This is a genomic window from Candidatus Symbiopectobacterium sp. NZEC135, assembly GCF_025962695.1.
Genome location: NZ_JAGFPF010000001.1, coordinates 1 through 22,899 on the forward strand (window position 1 = coordinate 1; position 22,899 = coordinate 22,899).

The 22,899-nt window shown below is 53.9% G+C and carries 15 protein-coding genes; 10 read left to right on the top strand and 5 right to left on the bottom strand.

Annotated features, from left to right (window positions below):
• Both J5224_RS00005 and J5224_RS00020 read left to right on the top strand, forming a co-directional pair.
• On the top strand, positions 1-3,645 hold a 3,645-nt coding region (locus tag J5224_RS00005; RefSeq protein WP_319802408.1), incomplete at its 5' end, for an Ig-like domain-containing protein.
• Positions 3,646-3,727: 82 nt separating this feature from the next.
• The gene (locus J5224_RS00020; protein ID WP_264623396.1) at positions 3,728-4,072 is read left to right on the top strand and encodes a tryptophan synthase subunit beta; all 345 of its coding nucleotides are present in this window, start codon (positions 3,728-3,730) and stop codon (positions 4,070-4,072) included.
• Between the two features lie 81 nt (positions 4,073-4,153).
• On the opposite strand, the gene lapD is transcribed toward J5224_RS00020, so the two are convergent.
• Both lapD and lapG read right to left on the bottom strand, forming a co-directional pair.
• A complete protein-coding gene (lapD, locus tag J5224_RS00025) occupies positions 4,154-6,118 on the bottom strand; it encodes a cyclic di-GMP receptor LapD (RefSeq protein ID WP_264623397.1) in 1,965 nt (654 codons plus the stop codon).
• Positions 6,119-6,127: 9 nt separating this feature from the next.
• Positions 6,128-6,808, bottom strand: a complete 681-nt coding sequence (lapG, locus tag J5224_RS00030) for a cysteine protease LapG (protein ID WP_413544627.1) — start codon at positions 6,806-6,808, stop codon at positions 6,128-6,130.
• A gap of 505 nt (positions 6,809-7,313) precedes the next feature.
• On the opposite strand from lapG, the gene murQ reads away from it, so the two are divergent.
• The 3 genes from murQ (at position 7,314) to tadA (ending at position 9,524) form a co-directional block, all read left to right on the top strand.
• On the top strand, positions 7,314-8,207 hold the full coding sequence (gene murQ, locus J5224_RS00035; protein WP_264623398.1) for an N-acetylmuramic acid 6-phosphate etherase: 894 nt from the start codon (positions 7,314-7,316) through the stop codon (positions 8,205-8,207).
• Positions 8,208-8,219: 12 nt separating this feature from the next.
• On the top strand, positions 8,220-8,909 hold the full coding sequence (gene yfhb / locus J5224_RS00040; protein WP_264623399.1) for a phosphatidylglycerophosphatase C: 690 nt from the start codon (positions 8,220-8,222) through the stop codon (positions 8,907-8,909).
• Between the two features lie 93 nt (positions 8,910-9,002).
• Entirely contained in the window at positions 9,003-9,524 is a 522-nt protein-coding gene (gene tadA / locus J5224_RS00045) for a tRNA adenosine(34) deaminase TadA (RefSeq protein WP_264623400.1), read from the top strand.
• Between the two features lie 55 nt (positions 9,525-9,579).
• Here tadA and mltF read toward each other — a convergent pair whose 3' ends face one another.
• Positions 9,580-11,025 (bottom strand): membrane-bound lytic murein transglycosylase MltF, encoded by a 1,446-nt coding sequence (mltF, locus tag J5224_RS00050; protein ID WP_264623401.1) that lies wholly within the window; start codon positions 11,023-11,025, stop codon positions 9,580-9,582.
• Positions 11,026-11,320: 295 nt separating this feature from the next.
• Here mltF and purL point away from each other — a divergent pair, with 295 nt between their 5' ends.
• From purL to glnB, 5 genes are all read left to right on the top strand, one after another.
• A complete protein-coding gene (purL, locus tag J5224_RS00055) occupies positions 11,321-15,205 on the top strand; it encodes a phosphoribosylformylglycinamidine synthase (protein ID WP_264623667.1) in 3,885 nt (1,294 codons plus the stop codon).
• A gap of 661 nt (positions 15,206-15,866) precedes the next feature.
• Positions 15,867-17,303: a sensor histidine kinase gene (locus tag J5224_RS00060; RefSeq protein ID WP_264623402.1), complete on the top strand. Its 1,437-nt coding sequence runs from the start codon at positions 15,867-15,869 to the stop codon at positions 17,301-17,303.
• Positions 17,304-17,306: 3 nt separating this feature from the next.
• The gene (qseG, locus tag J5224_RS00065) at positions 17,307-18,014 is read left to right on the top strand and encodes a two-component system QseEF-associated lipoprotein QseG (RefSeq protein WP_264623403.1); all 708 of its coding nucleotides are present in this window, start codon (positions 17,307-17,309) and stop codon (positions 18,012-18,014) included.
• Positions 18,015-18,028: 14 nt separating this feature from the next.
• Positions 18,029-19,366 carry a two-component system response regulator GlrR gene (glrR, locus tag J5224_RS00070; protein WP_264623404.1) on the top strand — a complete coding sequence of 446 codons (1,338 nt, stop codon included), beginning with the start codon at positions 18,029-18,031 and terminating at the stop codon, positions 19,364-19,366.
• Between the two features lie 103 nt (positions 19,367-19,469).
• On the top strand, positions 19,470-19,808 hold the full coding sequence (glnB, locus tag J5224_RS00075) for a nitrogen regulatory protein P-II (RefSeq protein WP_195315181.1): 339 nt from the start codon (positions 19,470-19,472) through the stop codon (positions 19,806-19,808).
• A gap of 46 nt (positions 19,809-19,854) precedes the next feature.
• Here glnB and pemA read toward each other — a convergent pair whose 3' ends face one another.
• On the bottom strand, positions 19,855-20,955 hold the full coding sequence (pemA, locus tag J5224_RS00080; RefSeq protein WP_319802409.1) for a pectinesterase PemA: 1,101 nt from the start codon (positions 20,953-20,955) through the stop codon (positions 19,855-19,857).
• A gap of 96 nt (positions 20,956-21,051) precedes the next feature.
• Complete coding sequence (gene paeY / locus J5224_RS00085) at positions 21,052-22,689, bottom strand: pectin acetylesterase PaeY (protein WP_264623405.1); 1,638 nt, start codon at positions 22,687-22,689, stop codon at positions 21,052-21,054.
• Positions 22,690-22,899: the final 210 nt, after the last annotated feature.

Sequence of the window (22,899 nt, forward strand, 5' to 3'; positions counted from 1 at the left end):
CTGACGTTCACGGATGTGAACGGCAAGGTTGTCACGGTAACGGGTGTCACCGTAGTGGACGGCAAGTGGAGCACCACCGCCGACCTGAGCGCTCTGGCGGAAGGCAGGGTGGACGTGAAGGCCACCGCTACTGACCCGGCGGGCAATCAGGCGCATGACACCGCATCCTCGACGCTGGATGTCACCGCTCCTGAGATAGATATCACCGGATTTGCGGGCAACGACGGCTATATCAATCAGCAAGAGTTGGGTGGGACCTTTATTGAGGGGACGAGTAACGAGCGTTTCGTCAACCTCACCTTTACGGATATCAATGGCAAATCGGTCACTGTCAGCAGTGTGCCGGTCTTTGATGGTAAATGGCATAACACGGTGAATCTGGCTTCGCTGGCAGAAGGCAAAATCACCGTAGTGGCAACGGCGACGGATGCCGCAGGCAACCAAGCTCAGGACAGTGCCAGCGCCACGATGGACAAGACCCTACCGGAAATTGATATTACGAATTTTGCCGGCAATGATGGTTATATCAATGCTCATGAATTAGCCGGACAATTTATTCAGGGTACCAGTACGGAAGACCTCGTAACATTGGTCTTCACAGACAGTAAGGGTAAAGAGGTCACGCTGACTAATGTGCCTGTTATTGATGGTAAATGGAGTACTTCAGCCGATCTGAGCACATTGGCAGAAGGCAAGATTAAGGTGGTTGCAACAGCAACGGATCTTGCGGGTAATCAGGCTCACGATAACGATCAAGCTGTATTGGACACCACTCCGCCTGTCGCGCACGACGAGACGGTGACTGGACTGGAAGATACGCCGGTACACATCGGTTGGGACAGTCTGGGCGTTTCTGGCGATACGTCCAGCGTGGTGATTTCCTCATTGCCACCGGCCAGCGCGGGTACGCTGTATTACAACGATAATGGCACCTGGAAACCCGTCACGGAAGGGCAGTCGTTTAACTCGACCAATACAGATTTGCGCTTTGATCCTGCAGCAAATGCTTCCGGTTCTCCTTACAGCATTGTGAATTATACGCCGGTGGATAACGCCGGTAACGTTGGTGTCGAGACGTCGCTCAATATTGATATTACGCCAGTGGCGGATGCACCGGCGGTGACGCTGGCTGTAACGCCAGGAGATACAACTCCGGCATCAACAATAATCAAGGTCAATGGGGGCAGTGAAAATGCTAATGGGTTCGATGTTCAGGATGGCAAGATAGTTAAAATCGGTTCTGATGTCCGTGTGTGGTTGAGCCCCGACGACACAGTACCAGAATCCGCGAACCCTGCTGAACAAATAAAATACTATACCAATGGTAATCCACAGACTGATAAAACGCATGCCGATATATTTGTGATCCATGACGGTAGTGGTTATTGGCAAGATGGCAACTGGCGTCCTTTGAATGCATTTACTGGTGATTCAGATAGCGTATCTTCTGGTACTAAATCTGATTATGTCTTCATTGAAGGTACAGTCACTGATGGGTATAAGGGGTCTTACGGTACCAATAATAATGCCAATACTAACGTGAATACCTTTGATGACGTATCAGTAACCTATAAAGGAAGTACGTTGGTTCAGGGAAGTAACCATCTTGATGGCATTATTTATGGCGATGGATCGTTTGTTGCGGCAAACAATGGCCGTACGACAACAACGACGTCGAGTGATCCCGGCACGCAGGAACACTCGCTGGATGTCTCTGCCGCACTGACCGATCTCGACGGCAGTGAAACGCTATCGGGCATTACGCTGACTGGCCTGCCGGAAGGCACCAAAGTGGTTGACCATATCAACAACGATGCGACTTATACCGTGGGCAAAGAGGGCACTTACACCATTGCCAACGCGCATAACGCCAGCTCACTGTCTGGCACAGTCACGTTGTACGTGCCGGTAGCCGCAGGCAAGTTCGAGGTAGTCGCGCAGGCAACGTCAACCGAAAAACTCAACCATGACACCGCGACCGGGTATTCGACGGAAGGCGTTGAACAATACGGGGCTGCGATTGGGAGTACTGGTGATGACACCGTTCAGGGCACCAACAGTAACGATGTGATGATAGCCGATGTCTCCGGTCTGCAACTGGTGGAAGGCACCAACTACAACATCGCGTTTATGGTCGATAGCTCGGGCAGTATGAGCGATACCGATATCGCCAATACTGTTGCTTCTCTGAAAAACGTGTTTAACAGCCTGATTAACAGCGCTAACGGTTCTCATGCCGGTAAGGTGAATGTATTCCTGGCAGACTTCGATACGCAGGTTGGTCGTACGGTGTCGGTAGATCTCAAAGATCCGACGGCGCTGACCAAGCTCACCAGCGTGCTGAACTCGATGGTTGGCGGTGAAAACGGCGGTGGCACCAACTATGAGGACGTGTTTAAAACCACGGCCAACTGGTTCCAAAGCGCGGCAGTGAAAAATAACGTTGGTACTAACCTGACCTATTTTATTACCGACGGTGAGCCGACCTATTATCAGAAGGATGAATCTAGCCAGGTGCAGGTGGGGTACAAGAATGAAGTACTGAATATTGATAATATTCAATACACCCCGGGTCAAGCTTATTGGATGTCTGCACGGGACGGTTATCGTGAAGTGATCAGTGCAAGTGGTGATGTTTATAAATACAATCGCGATTACTCTCGTGAAATTGTTGGCCATGTGCGTGATCAGGGTGACGGTACCTATGAGATCTCTACCCGAGGAGGAATAGGTAATAATGATGACTGGTATTACGGCCCATCCAACCTTGCTGCAAGTCAGCAAAATGCAGACGCTGCCTTTAAGCTGTTGCAGTCGATATCGCACAACACGATTGAGGCGATTGGCGTGGGCAAATCGCTCGATGCCAGCAGTCTGACGCGTTACGACTCCGATGGGATCGTGCAAAGCAAGATCGATCCAACCAAGCTGAGTGAAGCGATCCTGGGCAGCAACAAACCGTTGCCCGGTGGGGACGACACGTTGCACGGGGGAATTGGCAATGACATCCTGTTTGGTGACGTGGTGCGTTTTGAAGGCATTGAAGGTAACGGCTTGTCGGCGCTGCAAACCTATATCGCGCAGCAGATGAAAGTCTCCAGTGTCACGGTGCAGGATATGCATCATTACATTGCCGATCATCATCAGGCGTTTGATCTCTCTTCCAGCAACGACGGTGATGATAAACTGTACGGTGATGCGGGTAACGATATTCTGTTTGGTCAGGGCGGTAATGACCTGCTTAACGGGGGTGAAGGTAACGACATCCTGTACGGCGGCAGCGGTGACGATATCTTGATTGGCGGTAAGGGCAATGACACGCTGATTGGTGGCTCAGGGGCGGATACCTTTATGTGGCAAAAAGGCGATACCGGCTTTGATGTCATCAAAGATTTCAACCCGGGTGAGGGTGACAAGATCAATTTGCACGATCTGATCGGCGATCTGGATAAAGGGGCCGACCTTAGCCGCTATATCCGCTTCACCGATCATAACGGTTCTCCCACCATTGAAGTCAGCACCCAGGGTGACTTCTCAGGCAACACTGGCGGGACGGTGAATGTGTCTATCACGCTTGAGCATTACAGTGGATCAATGCCTTCGCTGGAAAGTCTGGTCAGCAAGCCCGAACAGACGGTAAACTGAGTTGTATTACTTGCGCCCGGAGAAGGCATTGGCCTTTTCCGGGGCGAGGCAGCCATACCGTACCGGAGAGAAGAGGTGGTGCATGTATTATATCCAGCGCGATAGCCAGGGGCTTTTAGTTAGAGTGGCGGATGTGCCCTTTGACGAAATGACCGGCAAACTGGCAAAAGATTCTCCGGAAGCGATCCTATGGCGGAAAAATCAGGAAGTGATGCTCAGTGGGTTGCAGCAGCTACGCCAAAGTGATTTGGAAATGGTGCGTGTGCTTGAGGATTTGATCCAGGTGCTGACGCAGAAAGGCGTGATCAATATTACCGATTTCCCTGCGGCCGCACAGTTGAAGCTGATTAACCGTGCCCATGCACGTGAAGCACTCAACGGTGGGCTGAGCAAGCTGATTAACGACGAAGATGAGGCGATGTTTTAAGCCTCAGTCGTTGTAATTTTTTTCAAAGTGCGTGCAGCCAAGCTTGTCTGCACGCACTGTTGTTATTAACGCCCTTAAACGCTATTTAAGCAGCAGCGTGTTATCCGGTGCGGGGAACGGTTCTCCCAACAAACGCCCCATAGCACCCTGTAACCCCATGCCGCGCAGCGTATCCAGTTCACCTTCAGTCTCGACACGTTCAGCGATCAGCGGCAAATCGATGCTGTTGGCGGTGCGGTAAAGGGCTTCAATAAACACCTTTTTGTCGTTTTCCCGATCGATATTGCGAATGTAGCTGCCATCAATTTTCAGGTAGGCAAGCCCCCATTGCGCCAGATTACCTATCAGGTTAAAACGCCCGCCGAAGTGTTGTAGTCCCAGTTGGCAACCGTATTCGCCGAGCAATGCGATCAGTGCTTCAAGATGATGGGTTTCCGGCAACTGGTTTTCATCCAGTTCCAGAATCACACGGCGTGCCCGCTCAGGATGGCCCTTAAGTGGTGCCAGCATTTGCGCCAGCAGGTTTAAATCCAGTACTGTACTGCCCGACAGACTCAGCGCCAGCGTGCCAGAACTGCGCGACAGATAATCCAATGTTTGTTTTACCATCACCTGATCTAACCGGGCACTCCAGCCAAAACGCTGGATCCAGGGGAGGAAAAATCCTGCTGCGATGCTGTTGCCCTGCTCATCATTGATACGCGCCAGCACCTTATGGTGAAGCACGTCACCGGGGGGCGCACAGCGGCAAACCGGTTGGAAGAACAGTTGCAAGCGCTCCTCATTCAGCAGCGTATCCAGGCGATTAAACCACAGGTGGCGATCGGCTTCCGCCGGTGAATTGGCTTCATTTTCCGTCAGCGGCTCATGATGCAGAGGGGAACTTTCTGCTCGTGTGAGTGCGTGATCTCCCTGTATCAACAGCGATTTAAGGCTATCGCCGTGTTTGAACGGCACCATGCCCAATGCGGCAACGGGGGAACTGTCGATCTCGCCCGTTAATGCGAGTGATTCCAGGTTGTGTGAAAGCGCGACGACCAGCGTGTGCGCTTCTTTTTCTGCCATGCCGGGGCACAATAAGGCAAATTCACCGCCGCGTAAACGTGCCAGCACGCTCTCCTGTTCGGCATAGAGCCTTTTCGCGGTACGCATCATTTTCGCCATGGTTTCCAGCAGCGAATCGGTGCGTTGACCGCCGAGCCGTTGGTTGAGACCGGCAAGATCCTGTATGCGAATCATGATGAGATAGCCCGGCGGTGTCTCTTCATCGCTGCTTTTGTCATTGAACTGCATCTCAAAAGCACGACGATTAGGCAGACCGGTTTGCGGATCCTGGTAGGCTTCCTGACGTAAGCGTTCACTTCGCTCGGCCTCTTCCTCAAACAGCATCTTCAGCTTGCTGACCATCAAGTTCATGGCCTGCGCCACGCGGCGGAATTCGGGGGTGCTGGGTAAATCCGGCTGGGTGAGGTATTCGCGGCGGGTGATCGCCAACGACTGTTTCACCATGTAATTCAAGGGGCGCAACTGGCGGCGCAGCAGCAGCGCGCCGATCAGTAAGCCGAACACCGCGCAGCCCAATAACCACAGGGCTCCCGCTGAGGTGCTTTGCCACAGACGAGTAACGGCAAACATTGGGTGACTGACCACTTCCACTTTTGCTGCCTGCTCCCACCCGCGCATCACGATGGCCTCACCAGTGCCCGGCGTCAGATTGACCAACTGCACAAACCAGGCTGGAACATTGGGAATTTCAGGTGAGGCGACGCGTTCCAGCGTGACGTTACCGGTTTTAATGTCACGCACGCGAATGCTGGAAAAATAGCCGCTATCGAAAATTGAGCTGACCATTAATTCCACCATGGCCGGATCGTCAATATTGGGTGTTAACGATAATCCAAGTGCGGTGGCGGCATCCTGCGCGTGGGATTGCAATTGGTTATTCGACTGCTCACGTGAATTTTCCAGACTGACAAAAAAGCTGCCGCTAAAAATCACCAGCACGAATAAGCAGATGGCTATCAAAAGTTGTTTGTATAGAGACATCGCCTAATCCTACTCTTCAAGAGAAAAACCTTCGGCCCGCATTTTGGTCAATACATCTTGCCAACGCGAAAGCCGTTTACTGTCGCCGACCCGTTTATTGCTGCCGCCACTACCGGGCAGCCACAATCCCTCTGCGTTAAAGGAATAAACGGGGATGAGATCGGTACGCTGCGTCGCGGGTAATATTTTATCCGTTAGATTATCCAATACCAGAGGAATAGCGGTCGGGGTAGGATAATAAGCAACGATCATATGTGCCTGATTAAGGCGCAATGCTTTAACGTAAGTAATTCGCAGCTTTTCATTCGGAATACCGAGCCGACGTAGCGTAAAATATTTTGCAATAGAATAATCTTCGCAGTCAGCCATTCCTTTTCGCAGTGCTTCGATAGGCGTTGCCCAATAATCTTCCTGCTGCCAGATGACGCGGTCGTCGCGAAATAGCAGCCGTTCATTAAAAAAAAGGTTTACCGATTCCAATAATTTTTTTTCATCGCTGCCTGACAAGGAGCCTAATAATGCTTGCCACTCATTAATTCGCTTACGCGCCTCCGGTGTTGCGGGGCCATAAAGTTGTTCTGTGCGCTGATTAATGGTAACGAAATCCCAATCCGCGCGCAGCGTTGCCGTCAGCAGTAACAGACTGCTGAACAGCACAAGCAGAACGCCTTTCTTACGCCATGTCGTTATCCAGCGGCCATTCACCGGTGTTTCTCTTCGCTATTGACTGAACCAGAGTAAGCCTCTCATCCTCATTGCAGTGTGCAGGCCTTATTGCGTGAAAATACGCCATGCGGCCCTGTTGAGCACAAGGCAAACATGCACACCTTCCTGGCGTGGAGATAGAATAGGCGCTGAGGGCGGAAACGCTGTCGATACAGACGAATTGTCGTTAACGATTATGGCAGAATAACCTACTTTTATGGCAGCCAAAAGTAATTATACCCGTCATACTTCAAGTTGCAGGTGCGTTGGCTGCGTTCACTCACCCGAATCACTTACCTAAGTAAGCTCATCGGGATTCATTCACTTGCCGCCTTCCTACAACTCGAATTATTTAGGGTATACACCCGTCATACTTCAAGTTGCAGCGTTGCCATTCGAATCCCCCCTTACTGCCTTCCTGCAACGCGAATTTTTTAGGGTATAGTAGCAAGCTGGGTCAGCAGCGCACACCGTGTGTCAGGGAGAAAAAATGAATTTAGCCACCTTGGTATCAGAAACTCGCAATCCGGCAACGATGGCGTTGGACAGTCAACCAACGCTTGCGATGATGACGCTGTTCAATCAGGAAGACCGTAAAGTGCCCGAGGCGATAAGTCTGGTGCTGCCGGAGATTGCGCGCGCGGTGGATATGGCGGCTGACAGAATGAGGGCCGGTGGGCGATTGATCTATCTCGGCGCGGGCACCAGTGGGCGATTAGGGGTACTTGATGCGTCTGAATGCCCACCTACCTTTGGCGTGCCTCACGGGCTGGTTATTGGGCTGATAGCGGGTGGACCCGGCGCGTTGTTGAAAGCTGTCGAAGGTGCAGAGGACAATCCTTCTCTCGGCGAGGCCGATCTGGTGGCGCTGTCACTGACACCGCAGGACACCGTAGTGGGGCTGGCTGCATCGGGCCGCACGCCTTATGTTATTGGCGCGTTGAAATATGCACGTGGTCAAGGCTGTGGTACGGTCGCCATCTCTTGTAACCCGGCATCCCCGATTGCGGCGCTGGCCGAGGTGGCGATTTCTCCCGTTGTGGGGCCGGAGGCGTTGACCGGTTCGACGCGCCTGAAATCCGGTACGGCTCAAAAGCTGGTGCTCAACATGATTTCCACGGGAGTGATGGTTAAGCTGGGAAAGGTGTACCAAAACCTGATGGTTGATGTAAAAGCCACTAATGAAAAACTGGTAGACCGGGCCTGCCGTATCGTGATGGAAGCCACGGGGGCCGCGCGTGACGATGCGCAGCGAGCGTTACAAGAAACCGGCTATGCGGCCAAACCCGCTATACTGATGATCCTCAGCGGTATCAGCGCGGCAGAGGCCGAGCAGCGGTTGGAAAGGCACCACGGTTATCTACGCGATGCGCTGCTTCCCTAACTAGACGGAAATATGCCCATACTTTCCCGTAACGTGGCGACTACCTGGCAAGAGGAAAACGGTTTGGGTGAACAATCACCGACACGTATCGTGTTTTTTGATTTGGACGGCACGTTGCATCGTCAGGACATGTTTGGCTGTTTTTTACGTTATTTGCTAAAACGCCTGCCGTTAAATTTACTGCTGGTTATTCCGGTGCTGCCGGTGGCCGGGCTGGTATTGTTGGCGCGCGGCAGGGCGGCGCGCTGGCCAATGAGCGCTCTGCTTTGGGCCATTACCTTTGGTCGCCGTGAGGCACATTTACGGGCGCTGGAGCAGGGGTTCGTTGCCCGCTTTCGTCGCTGGGTGACGCCATTTCCTTTGGTGCAGCAGCGCTTGACCGACTACCTCGCGGCTTCCGATGCGCAAGTGTGGCTGGTAACTGGCTCGCCGCAGCGTCTGGTTGAGCAGGTTTACCATGATTCCGCGTTTCTACCCGGCGTCAAACTGATGGGCAGTCAGATAGTGCGTGGTTATGGTGGCTGGGTGTTACCGCTGCGCTGTCTGGGGCGGGAGAAGGTAGTGCAGATGGAAAAACAGCTTGGTGCGCCACTGCAATTGCACAGCGGGTATAGCGATAGCAAGCAAGATAATCCGCTGCTGTTTTTTTGCGAACACCGTTGGCGCGTGACGCGTGCAGGCACGTTGCAACAGTTGGAGTAACGGTGTCGGCGAGACAATAAGCTCTCTGCTTTTTCTTCACACCCTGTATAATGCGCGCGACCCAAAAAGCGCGATGAATACCCGGGAGACACCATGAATGACACCCTTGATGGTCATGATACGTCTGATGAATATTGGATGCGTCATGCCCTGACTCTGGCCCAACGGGCGCAGGAGGAGGGGGAGGTGCCCGTCGGTGCTGTACTGGTTCTGGATAATCAGGTGATTGGTGAGGGCTGGAATCGCCCCATCGGTCATCACGATCCGACCGCACACGCCGAAATCATGGCGTTACGTCAGGGGGGGAAAATCTTGCAGAACTACCGCTTAATCAATGCAACGCTGTATGTGACGCTTGAGCCTTGCGTGATGTGCGCCGGGGCGATGGTGCACAGCCGCATTGGTCGGCTGGTGTATGGTGCTAACGATGAAAAAACCGGGGCGGCGGGGTCGTTGGTCGACATCCTGCGTCATCCCGGCATGAATCATCAGATAGCGATCACGTCTGGCGTACTGGCTGCCGAATGCGCTCATACCCTCAGCGATTTCTTCCGTATACGCCGCGCACAGCATAAAGCACGACGTGCTCAGGAAAAGGCTGGCGGGGCAGCCTGATATACCCGTCATACTTCACGATTTGTCCTGCAACATGAATTATTTAGGGTATCGCTTATTTGCCGAGTTTTTCTGGCGGAACGGCAGGGTAAGCGCTCGCTAACAGTTCCTGCTGCTGGGTTTTGTTAGCCTTCTCAGTCAGATATCCCTCCAGACTCAGCATATAGCGGCGAATGTTTTCAACGTAGTTATAAGCTTCGTGGCCGCGGGCATAGCCGTAAGTGGTCTGGGTATAGTAGCGTTTCTGGCTCAGCATCGGCAGGCGGACCTTCACATCCGCCCAGCTATCAGGATTGCCCTTCTGCTTTTCCGTCAGTTTGCGCGCATCCAGCAGATGGGCATAACCCATATTGTAAGACGCCAGTGCGAACCAAATCTTCTCATCCTCGGGGATGCTTTCCGGCATTTTTTCCATCATGTGCGCCAGGTAGCGTGCACCGCCGCTAATGCTCTGTTCCGGATCGAGCCTGTCGGTCACATTCAGGCTCTCAGCGGTATTGCGCGTCAGCATCATTAACCCGCGCACGCCGGTCGGTGAGGTCGCCAACGGGTTCCAATGTGATTCCTGATAAGAGATGGCCGCCAGCAATTTCCAGTCAATGTCGCTGGCATATTTGGCAAACAGTGGTTGCAGGTCGGGCAAGGTATTGTCGATGGCGCTCAGGAAGGTGCGGGTATCGACATAATCAAATTCGCCGACATGGCCGAGGTATTTTTCTTCCAACCGCGCCAGCGTGCCGTCTTCCACGGTTTGGCTGAAAAAGTCCAACAGGGCGGCGTACAGGCTGTCGTCCTGCGTACGGCGCATATACCAGGTGACAGGTTCTTCGTCGCTCAGATCGAACGCCACGGAAAGCTGTGGGTGAATGCGCTGCATCAAACCGATGGTGACGGAATCCGCCAGTGTGTAATCCAATGCGCCTTGCGCTACCTGTTTGAGCAAATCCTGTGTGCTCAGATCCGAGGCGGCTTCCCAGCTTAACGCCGGATATTTATTGCTTTTCAAATCACGTAACGTGGCAATATGGGCTGAGCCCGATGTAACCGCTAACCGACCGCTCAGTTTCTCCAGGTTTTTAGGGCGCGTGGCACCCATGCGGTAAACCAGTTGCTGCGAGACGGAATAGTAGGTTGGCCCAGCGCGAAAGCGATCCAATCGCTCATGGTTGTAGATAAGCCCGGCGGCAAGCAGATCGGCATTGTCGTTGTCGAGATCGTTGAACAAGGCGTCAAGATTGGGGCGTGCCGACACCACCAGCTTCACGCCAAGGTAATCGGCGAATCGTTTAGCCAGTTCATAATCGAGCCCTGAGGGGGTTCCGTTACTGAGGGTATAGGTCAGCGGCGAAGTGAGCGTGCTAATACGCAGCTCGCCCCGAGAAAGGATCTGATTGAGCTGTGTATCCTGGCCGCTGCGCCAGGGGATATTGGGCCAGAGCGCCAACATCAGCAGTAACGTAATAACCCCGATGAAAAAATAATTTAATGTTAAACGCTTCAAATAGTTATCTCTCGGTGGCCGTGTGGCCTTTCTGTCTGTAACGGCAGTTTTTTTGTCTACACTCTCCCAGAGTGGGGGCATTTTGCTTAACAAACCGCCAGTGTGCAACAGTTATCCATCAGGTTAAAGTTTGACCATGACGAAAATAAGATGTGCAACAAACTCTGCGCAAACGGTTTCGTCGAGCGTCACAATTCTCTATAATGACGCGCGTTTCCCCCCTTGGCTGCGCGACAAAGTAGCGCCCACTGACGTACTGAAACTCAGTACATCGAAGACGAGAGATTTTTAGATGATGGAAATACTGCGTGGTTCACCTGCCCTATCGGCCTTCCGTGTAAATAAGTTGCTGACGCGTTGCAAAGAGCACTTTTTGCCAATTAGTGATATCTATGCGGAGTACGTTCACTTCGCCGCCGTGCGTGCACCACTGAACAGCGATGAGCAGGTCAAACTGACACGACTGTTAAAATATGGCCCCTCTCTCGCGGAGCATGAGCCAAGTGGGCGCTTACTGTTGGTCACACCGCGTCCCGGCACCATTTCTCCCTGGTCTTCCAAAGCTACCGATATCGCCCGCAACTGCGGTCTGGACAAGGTGATTCGTCTGGAGCGCGGATTAGCCTTCTATATTCATGCGCCGACGCTGAGCGATGAACAGTGGCAGCAACTGGGCGCGCTGCTGCATGACCGCATGATGGAAACCGTATTCACAGCGATGGCGCAGGCGGAGCAGCTGTTTGCCCAGCATCAGCCTGCCCCGTTGAAACGGGTAGACGCGCTGCTTGAAGGGCGTAAGGCGTTGGAACAGGCCAACGTGCGTTTGGGACTGGCGCTGGCGGAAGATGAAATCGACTACCTGTTGGATGCCTTTACCCGTTTGGGCCGCAATCCGACCGACATTGAACTCTATATGTTTGCTCAGGCCAACTCTGAGCACTGCCGCCACAAAATTTTCAACGCCGACTGGGTGATTGACGGTGAAGCACAGCCCAAGTCGCTGTTCAAAATGATCAAGAACACCTTCGAGCACACGCCGGAACACGTGTTATCTGCGTATAAAGATAACGCGGCGGTGATGGAAGGCTCCGAAGCAGGGCGTTTCTTTGCCGATCCGCAAGGGCACTATGCCTACCATCAGGAACCGACACACATTCTGATGAAAGTGGAAACCCATAACCACCCGACGGCCATTTCTCCGTGGCCGGGTGCGGCGACCGGTTCCGGCGGTGAAATTCGTGATGAAGGGGCGACGGGGCGTGGCGCCAAACCTAAAGCTGGCTTGGTCGGTTTTTCGGTTTCTAACCTGCGTATTCCTGACTTTGAACAGCCGTGGGAAGAAGATTTCGGTAAGCCGGATCGTATCGTCAGCGCGTTGGACATCATGCTTGATGGCCCGCTGGGCGGTGCGGCCTTTAACAACGAGTTTGGTCGCCCTGCGTTGACCGGTTACTTCCGTACCTATGAAGAGCAGGTTGACAGTCATAACGGCAGTGAACTGCGCGGTTATCACAAGCCGGTGATGCTAGCAGGCGGTATTGGTAACATCCGTGCCGATCACGTGAAAAAAGGCGAGATCACGGTAGGCGCCAAACTGATTGTGCTGGGTGGCCCCTCCATGAACATCGGTCTGGGCGGCGGTGCGGCCTCCTCCATGGCCTCCGGCCAATCGGACGCCGATCTGGATTTCGCCTCCGTACAGCGCGATAACCCGGAAATGGAACGCCGTTGTCAGGAAGTGATCGACCGCTGCTGGCAACTGGGTGAAGAGAACCCGATCCTGTTTATCCATGACGTGGGGGCGGGCGGTCTGTCCAACGCCATGCCAGAGCTGGTGAGTGATGGCGGACGCGGCGGACGCTTTGAGCTGCGCGACATTCTCAACGATGAGCCGGGCATGAGTCCGCTGGAAGTGTGGTGTAACGAATCGCAAGAACGCTATGTGCTGGCGGTTGCGCCAGAAAAACTGGCGTTGTTTGATGAGTTGTGCCGTCGTGAGCGCGCCCCTTATGCGGTCATTGGTGAAGCGACGGAAGAGCAACATTTAACCCTGAACGATCGCCACTTCAATAATCAGCCGATCGATCTGCCGCTCGACGTGTTGCTGGGCAAAACGCCGAAAATGCTGCGCGACGTTAAGCGTCTGGCGAGCGAAGGCACCTTGCTGAACCGCGAAGGTATCTTCCTGGCTGAAGCGGTAGAGCGCGTGATGCACCTGCCGGTGGTGGCAGAGAAAACCTTCCTAATCACCATTGGTGACCGTTCCGTAACCGGTATGGTGGCACGGGACCAGATGGTCGGACCGTGGCAGATCCCGGTGGCAAACTGCGCCGTCACCACCGCAAGCCTCGACAGCTACCACGGCGAAGCGATGTCGATTGGCGAACGTGCACCTGTGGCGTTGCGCAACTTTGGTGCCTCCGCGCGTTTGGCGGTGGGTGAAGCCTTAACCAACATCGCCGCGACCCAGATTGGTGCGTTAACCCGCGTGAAGCTCTCTGCAAACTGGATGTCGGCAGCAGGGCACCCCGGTGAAGACGCCGGACTTTACGAAGCGGTAAAAGCTATCGGCGAAGAACTCTGCCCGGCATTGGGGTTGACCATTCCGGTGGGTAAAGACTCCATGTCGATGAAAACCCGCTGGCAAGACGGCGATCAGGAGCGCAGCGTCACCTCTCCGCTTTCACTGGTGATCACCGCATTCGCCCGCGTAGAAGATGTGCGTAAAACGGTCACGCCGCAGTTGCGCGCCGATCGTGATAACGTGCTGCTGTTGATCGACCTGGGTGCCGGGCACCATACGCTGGGCGCGACAGCGCTGGCACAGGTCTACCGTCAGTTGGGCCGTCATACCGCCGATGTGCGGAATCCGCAGCAGTTGGCTGGCTTCTTTAACGCTATCCAAACGCTGGTAGCGGATGATGCGCTGCTGGCTTACCACGACCGTTCTGATGGTGGTCTGGTGGTGACGCTGGCAGAAATGGCGTTTACCGGTCACTGCGGCATCGATGTTGATATCGCGGCATTGGGTAACGACCCGCTGGCCTCGCTGTTTACCGAAGAACTGGGTGCTGTGATTCAAGTGTCCGCCGATCGTCTGGCGCACGTTGAGCAGGTTCTGGCCGATCACGGTTTGGCTGATATTGTTCACCGTTTGGGCCATGCCTCTCAGGGCAACCGCTTTGTGATTACGCATGGCAACGATGTGGTGTATCAGGAGAGCCGCACCACGTTGCGCACCTGGTGGGCGGAAACCACTTGGCAGATGCAGCGCCTGCGTGACAACCCGCACTGTGCCGATCAAGAACATGCTGCTAAACAGGATGAAACCGATCCGGGCCTGAATGTCTCACTGACGTTTGATCCCGCACAGGATATTGCTGCGCCCTTTATCGCCAAAGGCGTTCGTCCTAAAGTGGCGGTGCTGCGTGAGCAGGGCGTTAACTCCCACGTTGAAATGGCAGCCGCGTTCCATCGTGCCGGTTTTGATGCTATCGATGTGCACATGAGCGATTTGCTGGCAGGGCGCCGCGATTTGCAAGATTTTCAGGCACTGGTCGCGTGCGGCGGCTTTTCTTACGGCGATGTGCTGGGCGCGGGTGAAGGTTGGGCAAAATCCATTCTGTTTAACCCGCGCGTGCGCGATGAGTTTGCTGCCTTCTTCCAACGTCCACAAACGCTGGCACTCGGGGTGTGCAACGGTTGCCAGATGATGTCTAACCTGCGCGAGCTGATTCCGGGCGCAGACCACTGGCCGCGTTTTGTGCGCAACCTGTCTGACCGCTTTGAAGCACGCTTCAGTTTGGTTGAAGTCACCAAAAGTCCGTCATTGTTTATGAATGATATGGTGGGATCGCGCATGCCGATCGCGGTTTCTCACGGTGAAGGGCACGTTGAAGTGCGCGATGCTGCTCACTTGGCGGCGCTGGAGCATGAACATCTGGTCGCACTGCGCTTTGTGAACAACTTTGGGCAGGTCACTGAGAACTATCCGGCGAACCCGAACGGTTCTCCGAACGGTATCACGGCCGTCACCAGCGCCAGTGGCCGTGCCACAGTGATGATGCCACACCCGGAACGCGTTTTCCGTACCGTGAGCAACTCTTGGCACCCAGAAACCTGGGGTGAAGACAGCCCGTGGATGCGTATGTTCCGCAATGCGCGTCGTCAGCTTGGCTAAGGGGTAGCCGGTCACTGAGCAATAAAAGGGGCGAATAGCCCCTTTTTTATTGCGCGGAGAGTCGTTTTTTCTACAATATCGAGATTTGTCGTGATATAGCGACAATTGGCTTTATTAATGTCTCTGTTTGACGACATTTAATTGATTGATTTTATTGATAATATGCGTTGGATAATATAAGTCGTATTTTTTTGACGACAGATTTTAGCGATAGGCGCGTAATATGGCGTTAATAAAGACATCCTTCTGCGCTTTATATCGTTGATTTAAATTTAAGTTATTATTTATCAACTAGTTAAAATTGATATTGCGAAGTGGCATGAATAGTGCATAATATCCTGCGTTGCTCATTCACCTCGTTATGATTGCGCTGTTGATAATATCGCTTTGCGCTCAAAACACACCGAATGACGCCACAAGAAAGGGTGCCTATCGTCCACTACACCGATAACAGTCTGCCATGCAGCTTTATCAAACATCGGGCGACACGTTGAGTGAGGCACCACCTATTCAGTTGCCCGGTTAGCGCTTACGCAACCGGGCAGCGACTGACCCTCTTTTCTGCACCTCTTGATGGGTTTATCACCCCGTTTGCTCAAGGGAAAAACATTGCGCTTTTATGCCACTTCGTTAGCATCATGACGGATGAATAAATAACGAGATGATTTCCTTGAAACGCTGGCGTCTGTTTCCGCGCTCTTTGCGCCAATTAGTGATTATGGCGTTCCTGCTGGTGCTCTTGCCGCTGTTGGTGCTCGCCTATCAGGCGTATGACAGCCTGGATACCCTGAGCGAACAAGCCGCAGACATTAACAAATCCATGCTGGTGGACGCGCGCCGCAGTGAAGCCATGAGTGGCACCGCACTGGCGATGGAGCGTAGCTATCGCCAATACTGCGTGCTGGATGACAGCACGCTGGCTACCCTCTACCAAAGCCAACACAAGCAATATGCGCAGATGCTGGAAGCGCACAGAAATGTTCTGCCCGATCCCCGCACTTACCAACAGTTAAGCCAACACCTTGTCGCACTGGCGAGCCTGGATTGTGCCAACAGCACGCCGACCAACGCGGCGCAGGAACAACTGACGCAGTTTGCGCAGGCCAATGCGCAACTGCTGCAAATGACGCGAGAAGTGGTGTTTTCTCGCGGGCAGCAATTGCAACAGGGTATCGCCGAGCGCGGCAAGTTTTTTGGCTGGCAGTCGCTGGTGCTGTTTATGGTCAGTTTGCTGCTAGTGGTGCTGTTTACCCGTATGATCATTGGACCGGTTAACGGCGTGGAGCGCATGATCAAACGGCTGGGAGAAGGGCGATCGCTCGGTAATACCAGTACCTTTAAAGGGCCAAGAGAGATTCGCACGCTGGCGCAGCGCATTATCTGGTTGAGTGAGCGACTCTCCTGGCTGGAGTCGCAGCGGCACGAATTTTTGCGTCATATCTCTCATGAGCTGAAAACCCCGTTGGCGAGCCTGCGAGAAGGCACCTCGCTATTGGCCGACGAAGTTGTCGGACCATTGACGCCGGATCAAAAAGACGTGGTAGCGATTTTGGATAACAGCAGTCGGCACCTGCTGGAACTTATCGATCAGTTGCTGGATTACAACCGCAAGCTGGCGGATACCCCAACGGAGATGGAGCCTGTCGACATTGATGAAGTGGTGGATATCGTGATGTCTTCGCACAGTCTGCCTGCCCGTACTAAGGCTATCCATACCGAAACGCGGCTTGATGTAACTCAGTGCTGGGCCGAGACCACATTGCTGATGCGCGTTATCGATAATCTCTATTCCAATGCGGTGCACTATGGCAAGGAATCCGGTAACATTTGGATTCGGAGTCGCCAGCATGGGCACCGGGTTCAAATTGACGTTGCCAACGATGGCGCGCCGATCCCTGAAGCAGAGCAAGGCATGATCTTTGAGCCCTTTTATCAGGGAAGCCACCAGCGCAAAGGCGCGGTGAAAGGCAGCGGTCTTGGGTTGAGCATTGCGCGCGATTGTATTCGTCGCATGCGCGGGGAACTGAGCCTGATACCGGTGGATTATGCTGACGTCTGTTTTCGTATTGAATTGCCCTTAACCGCTGAGAATGAATAACAAATGAAAGCAAGGTGCTCTGACGGCAGGGTTCGCGGATCGGTGTTGGCGCTGCTGGCATTGCTCGCGGGCTGCGTTGACACCACACATCACCGTATTGCGATACGTGATGTTGAAAATGTCACACCGAAGGAACAAGTAAGCGACTACCGTCTGACGCAGTGCGATAGCTTGTTGCGCATTGACGATCGCGACGCAGTGAATAACGCCCTTTATTGGTTGCGCGCCATGGATTGTGCCGAGCGATTAACCCCGCAACTGGCGCGTGAAGCAGCGCAAACGCTGGGGAGCGCGACCTGGGATCAGGCATTCAAGCAGAGCATTTTACTCGATCAGGTCAAAATTACCCCGGCAGAACGGCGTCAGACGCTCGATCGTCTGAATGGGTTTCAAACGGACTTTCCCGCGGCACTGCGTCCGCTGCTGCAAACCTGGCAGGACAAACAAACGTTCTGGCTGGCGTTGACGGATGAGCGCATACGCACTCAGCGTTTGCAGGAGGCCAACGACAAACAGCTTGAAGCGATGCGGGTTCAACAGAACAATTTGCAATATCAACTGGATGTGACGACACGCAAACTGGAAAACCTGACGGATATTGAGCGTCAGCTTTCCACCCGCAAACCGATGAGCGGTGAACTTCCAGAGCCTGCGACTTCGCATGAGTCTGGCGCGGCGGAGCGCCACGGTGCGCCTGCGGCGTCAAAATAGGAGCCTACACGCCCATGACAATTCGAAAAACGGCTGATTTGTTGCTGGTCGATGACGATCCCAGTTTGCTAAAACTGCTGGGTATGCGTTTGACCAGTGAAGGGTTTCATGTCGTGACGGCGGAAAGCGGTGCGGAAGCGCTGCGCGTGCTGGCTCGCGATAGCATTGATTTGGTCATCAGCGATTTGCGCATGGATGAAATGGACGGTCTGGCGCTGTTTTCTGAAATACAGAAGCAGCAGCCTGGGCTGCCAGTGATTATTCTTACCGCCCACGGATCGATTCCTGATGCCGTGGCTGCGACCCAGCAAGGGGTATTTGGCTTTTTGACTAAACCGGTGGATCGCGATGCGCTCTATAAGGCGATCGATGATGCGCTGGCGCTCAGCGCCCCTGCCGGAGAGTCTCACTGGCGAGAAACCATCGTGACGCGCAGCCCGGTGATGCTGCGTCTGCTGGAACAGGCTAAACTGGTGGCGCAATCTGACGTAAGCGTGCTAATTAACGGCCAGAGCGGAACCGGGAAAGAGGTGCTGGCGCGGGCAATCCACAGTGCCAGTCCGCGCGCAAAAAACGCGTTTATCGCTATCAACTGCGGCGCACTGCCGGAACCGTTGCTGGAGTCTGAACTGTTCGGCCATGCCAAAGGCGCGTTTACCGGTGCGGTCAGCAGCCGCGAGGGGCTGTTTCAGGCGGCTGAAGGGGGCACGTTGTTCCTTGACGAAATCGGCGATATGCCGCTGTCGTTACAGGTCAAACTTCTGCGGGTGTTGCAGGAGCGTAAGGTGCGCCCACTGGGCAGCAATCGGGATATCGATATCAATGTGCGCATTCTTTCTGCTACGCACCGCGATTTGCCGGTCGCGATGGAAAAAGGCGAATTTCGTGAAGATCTCTACTACCGTTTAAATGTCGTGACCATGAAATTGCCTGCACTGCATGAACGGGCCGAGGATATTCCGCTGCTGGCAAATCATCTGCTACGCGAAGCGGCCAATCGCCATAAGCCGTTCGTTCGCAGTTTTTCCAGTGATGCAATGAAACGCTTGATGACGGCGAGTTGGCCCGGTAATGTGCGTCAACTGGTGAACGTGATTGAACGCTGCGTGGCGTTGACCAGCGCGCCAGTGATTAATGATGCGCTGGTAGAACAAGCGTTGGAAGGCGAGAACACTGCGTTGCCGACCTTTGTGGAGGCGCGTCACCAGTTTGAGCTGAACTATTTACGCAAGCTGTTGCAAATTGCTAAAGGCAATGTGACGCAGGCGGCCAGAATGGCGGGGCGTAATCGCACCGAATTCTATAAGTTGCTTGGACGTCACGCGTTGGATGCCAACGATTTTAAAGAGTAACAGCGCGTCGTGCGTTGTTGCGGTTAGCATTATCGTTTCACTGAATGTTTGTTACTGATGCCCGACTGCGGTCGAAGAGAAACAGGTTCACAAAGGTTATTTCATGAAAAAAATAGATGCGATTATCAAACCGTTCAAATTGGACGACGTGCGTGAAGCGTTAGCCGAAGTGGGTATCACCGGCATGACCGTCACGGAAGTAAAAGGATTCGGACGCCAGAAGGGCCACACCGAACTGTATCGCGGTGCCGAATACATGGTCGATTTTCTGCCCAAGGTAAAAATCGAGCTGGTGGTTGCCGATGACATCGTCGATACCTGTGTCGAAACCATCATTCAGACCGCGCAGACCGGTAAAATTGGTGACGGCAAGATCTTCGTGTTTGATGTGGCACGCGTGGTACGTATCCGTACTGGCGAAGAAGACGAAGCGGCTATCTGATGCGTAAGCCACGATCCCCGCTGAGCAGGGATCGTGCAACGTCCTGTCAAGGTGCGGTGGGTGTCCAGCCTGCCAGAACCTTGTCCTTAGTGTATTCTGCGGCCTGCTCTGCGGTGAGCTGACGCCGTCCGTCATTTTTTTCTGCGCCCGCCCCGGTTGAGTGGTATTCGAAGAACCGCGAATCCTGCGGCTGAAACCAAATTTTATCGCCTTTGATATCCTTGCCGGACATTTTGTCCCAGCCGTAGATCACATCGTCCATCTGGGTGTTGATAAACACCGTTTGTCCGATAGCGTTAGGGTCGGCATAGCGGCCATCAGGGAAGGTGGTCGTCGGGTGCCAAGGGCGACCGAGCGCATAGCTTTTCGCGGGGACATTGCTGCTTTCCTTGAATACCCGGCTGTTAGTAATCACCAGACCGTACTTCTGGTTGATATCGGTGCTGGGGGCGGTCAGGTAACCATAAGATTCATCACCGGGATTGACGCGCGTGCGCGCGACGATATCGCAATCATCAAACAGCGCCGTACCGTTACCGAAAATAAAGTCCACGGTGCCGCTGATACGGCATTTTTCAAAGAAGCTGCGCCCCCCTTTGACGTACAGCGTGTCTTGATAACCTACCAGACTGACATCGTGGAAGTAGGCACGATCGCTCTTCTCTGCCACCAACAGCGCCACGGCCTGAGTGTCTTTTATCTTGGTCGGGTCATCACTCTTCTTGGCTTCATTGGCCAGATAGTCAAAATCGTTGCGGATGGTCAGCGTGCGGGCACTGAAATCAGGCGCATCGATCTTCACCGTATAGCTGCCGGAAGTGCCCCATTTGGAACCGTCAGGCTTCAGTGCCCCAGCGGCCGTGTCCACGGCAATAATCGTGTGGTCACGGTCTTCGCCCTTAAAATGCACGTTGGGACGGGTGATCACCAGACGCTCATGGTAGGTGCCCTTTTTGATGTAAATAACAAACGGCGTGGTATCAGCGGGCGCGCTGGCGATAGCTTCACCAATGGTTTTAAAGGTGTTGGGTGCGGCAGGAGCCGTGGTCGACACCACCGCGTTAACATCTGAACTGGCAACCGCGTGATGCCAGGGGGCGGTCATCAGAACGGCCAGCGCAATCGCGCCTGAGAGAGGTTTAAGCATACCGATCATTCCTTAACTGTCGTGTCCGAGAGGTAAAGCCCATCGATTTGCACGATGGGAAAGCGCCCCTGAGCAAAGGCTCAGGGGAGTAAAGCTTTAGTGTTTTTTCTTGAGCAGATAATCGGCCAGTGGGCGTAGCGCGTCGTCGGTGCGAATGCTGTCTGCGACGATCTCGGCCACGGCAATCGCGCCTTTTTGTTGGAAATGGGTGGTATCCGGTTTGCTGGTGCTGCCCGCCTGATCTTTGTAGTACGGGTAGCGTTTAGGATCGATCACCAGCCAGTATTGCTTCCAGTGGCGTCCGTTATCCCGGTTAGCCAGCGCAATGGTATCGGGTTCGACATCCAGTAACGGGACATTGTTGGCCTTCGCGGTGTCTTTGATGGTTTGGCTGTAGTCGCCGATAAAAGCAAACCCGTTTTCAGCATTTTGACGGGTGAAGTGACTGTGAACCGCCGGGGTGCCGTCTTTGCCTTGTGCATCTTTCACGCGGGTTGTCGGGGTTAACAGCACTGGGATCATCTGGTGCTGGCGGGCATAGGTGATGTAACGTTCTAGCGCGTTCTGGAATGACATATCAGGCTTACCCTGCGGGAATTGGCGCTTACCTGCCGCATCATTGGGGTAGGTACACAAATTGCCGACATCCGCCGCGCCGCGTACCGCTCTGGCACCGTTGCAGTTCTGATCGTTATGGCCCATCTGAATGAAGATGTAGTCGCCGGGTTGCATCAGCGGCTGCATCTGCCGGAACCAGCCTTCATAGAAAAAATCACGCGAGCTGCGTCCGGCACGGGCGCCGTTGATCACTTTGACACTGCCGTCATGGCGGAATTGTTGTTCAAATACCTGTGCCCAGCCCATGCGCGGGAAACGCAGCTTCTCGTAGTTGGCGGCGGTGGAGTCGCCAACGATAAAGATGCGCGTCTTGGCCTTTTTGATCTCATCCAACTGACGGCGTGCATAGCCATAATCCAATCCTTCGTAGCTGCCGTCGGCGCTAAGGCCGACGATCGGTCGGAACACGCTATCCGTCAACACCGTGTGGCCTGCTTGTCCGCTGTCGTTATGGTAGTTACGGTTGTGATTGATTACCTCGACCAGTTGGCGCACGGCTTTTTGCTGCGTCGCCGGGTAGTGCAGGGGATCAAACTGTGTAGGGTTCGTGATACCCGCCTGTTTTAACGCGGGGCCGAAACCGGCATGAAACACCGCGTTAGCCTGTTTCCAGGTTGCCGCTGAGAGCACTGGCGTACCGGCGTCATCGGAAAGTTGTTGCGGGCCAATATAGCCTGCCGCCGCGGCCATGTCGGAGGCGATGCGATCGGTAAACGGGTTGATGTTGGCGGTGTTTCCTTTACCCGATTGCGCGGTTGGCAGCAACGCGCTCAGGCAGATGGCGCGCGCCTGATTGTTCAGTAAACAGTTATTGCCGCCGGACTCAACCGCAGACAGGCGCAGCGGTGCTGTTAATTCAGATACGTCCAACTGGTAGTGGCCCTGCTCATCCGTTTGCGTTTGGCGACGGTGCCCCTGTTGGTCACGCACAATAATGGTGGCGGGCAGGCGGGCATCGCGGTGTGCAACGATACCTTCGAGCGTGGTGTGTTCTCCCAACACCGTGGCGGGCAGCGTTTCGTTAGCCGGTGTAGCATTCTTTTGTGCATGGGCATAGCCCACAGAAGCGCTAATCAGCAGCGCGAGCGTAATGCGGTGAGAAAATCGTATAGACATGGTCAGATACATCCCTTGTAGCAAAAAGTAGTAAAAAAGACGACGTCGTTTGGGTGGTGTGCAACAGGCTTGCCGCAGTGCTAATGATTCTTACACAAATTCCTTGTTAGCTTGGCCAAAAAAGTGGGATGCAGACAGGCCGCAGAGCAAATCAAGAAGCTAAAACTACGTTTTTTTAAAATGAAACGTTATTTTAATTATGGCGTGGCG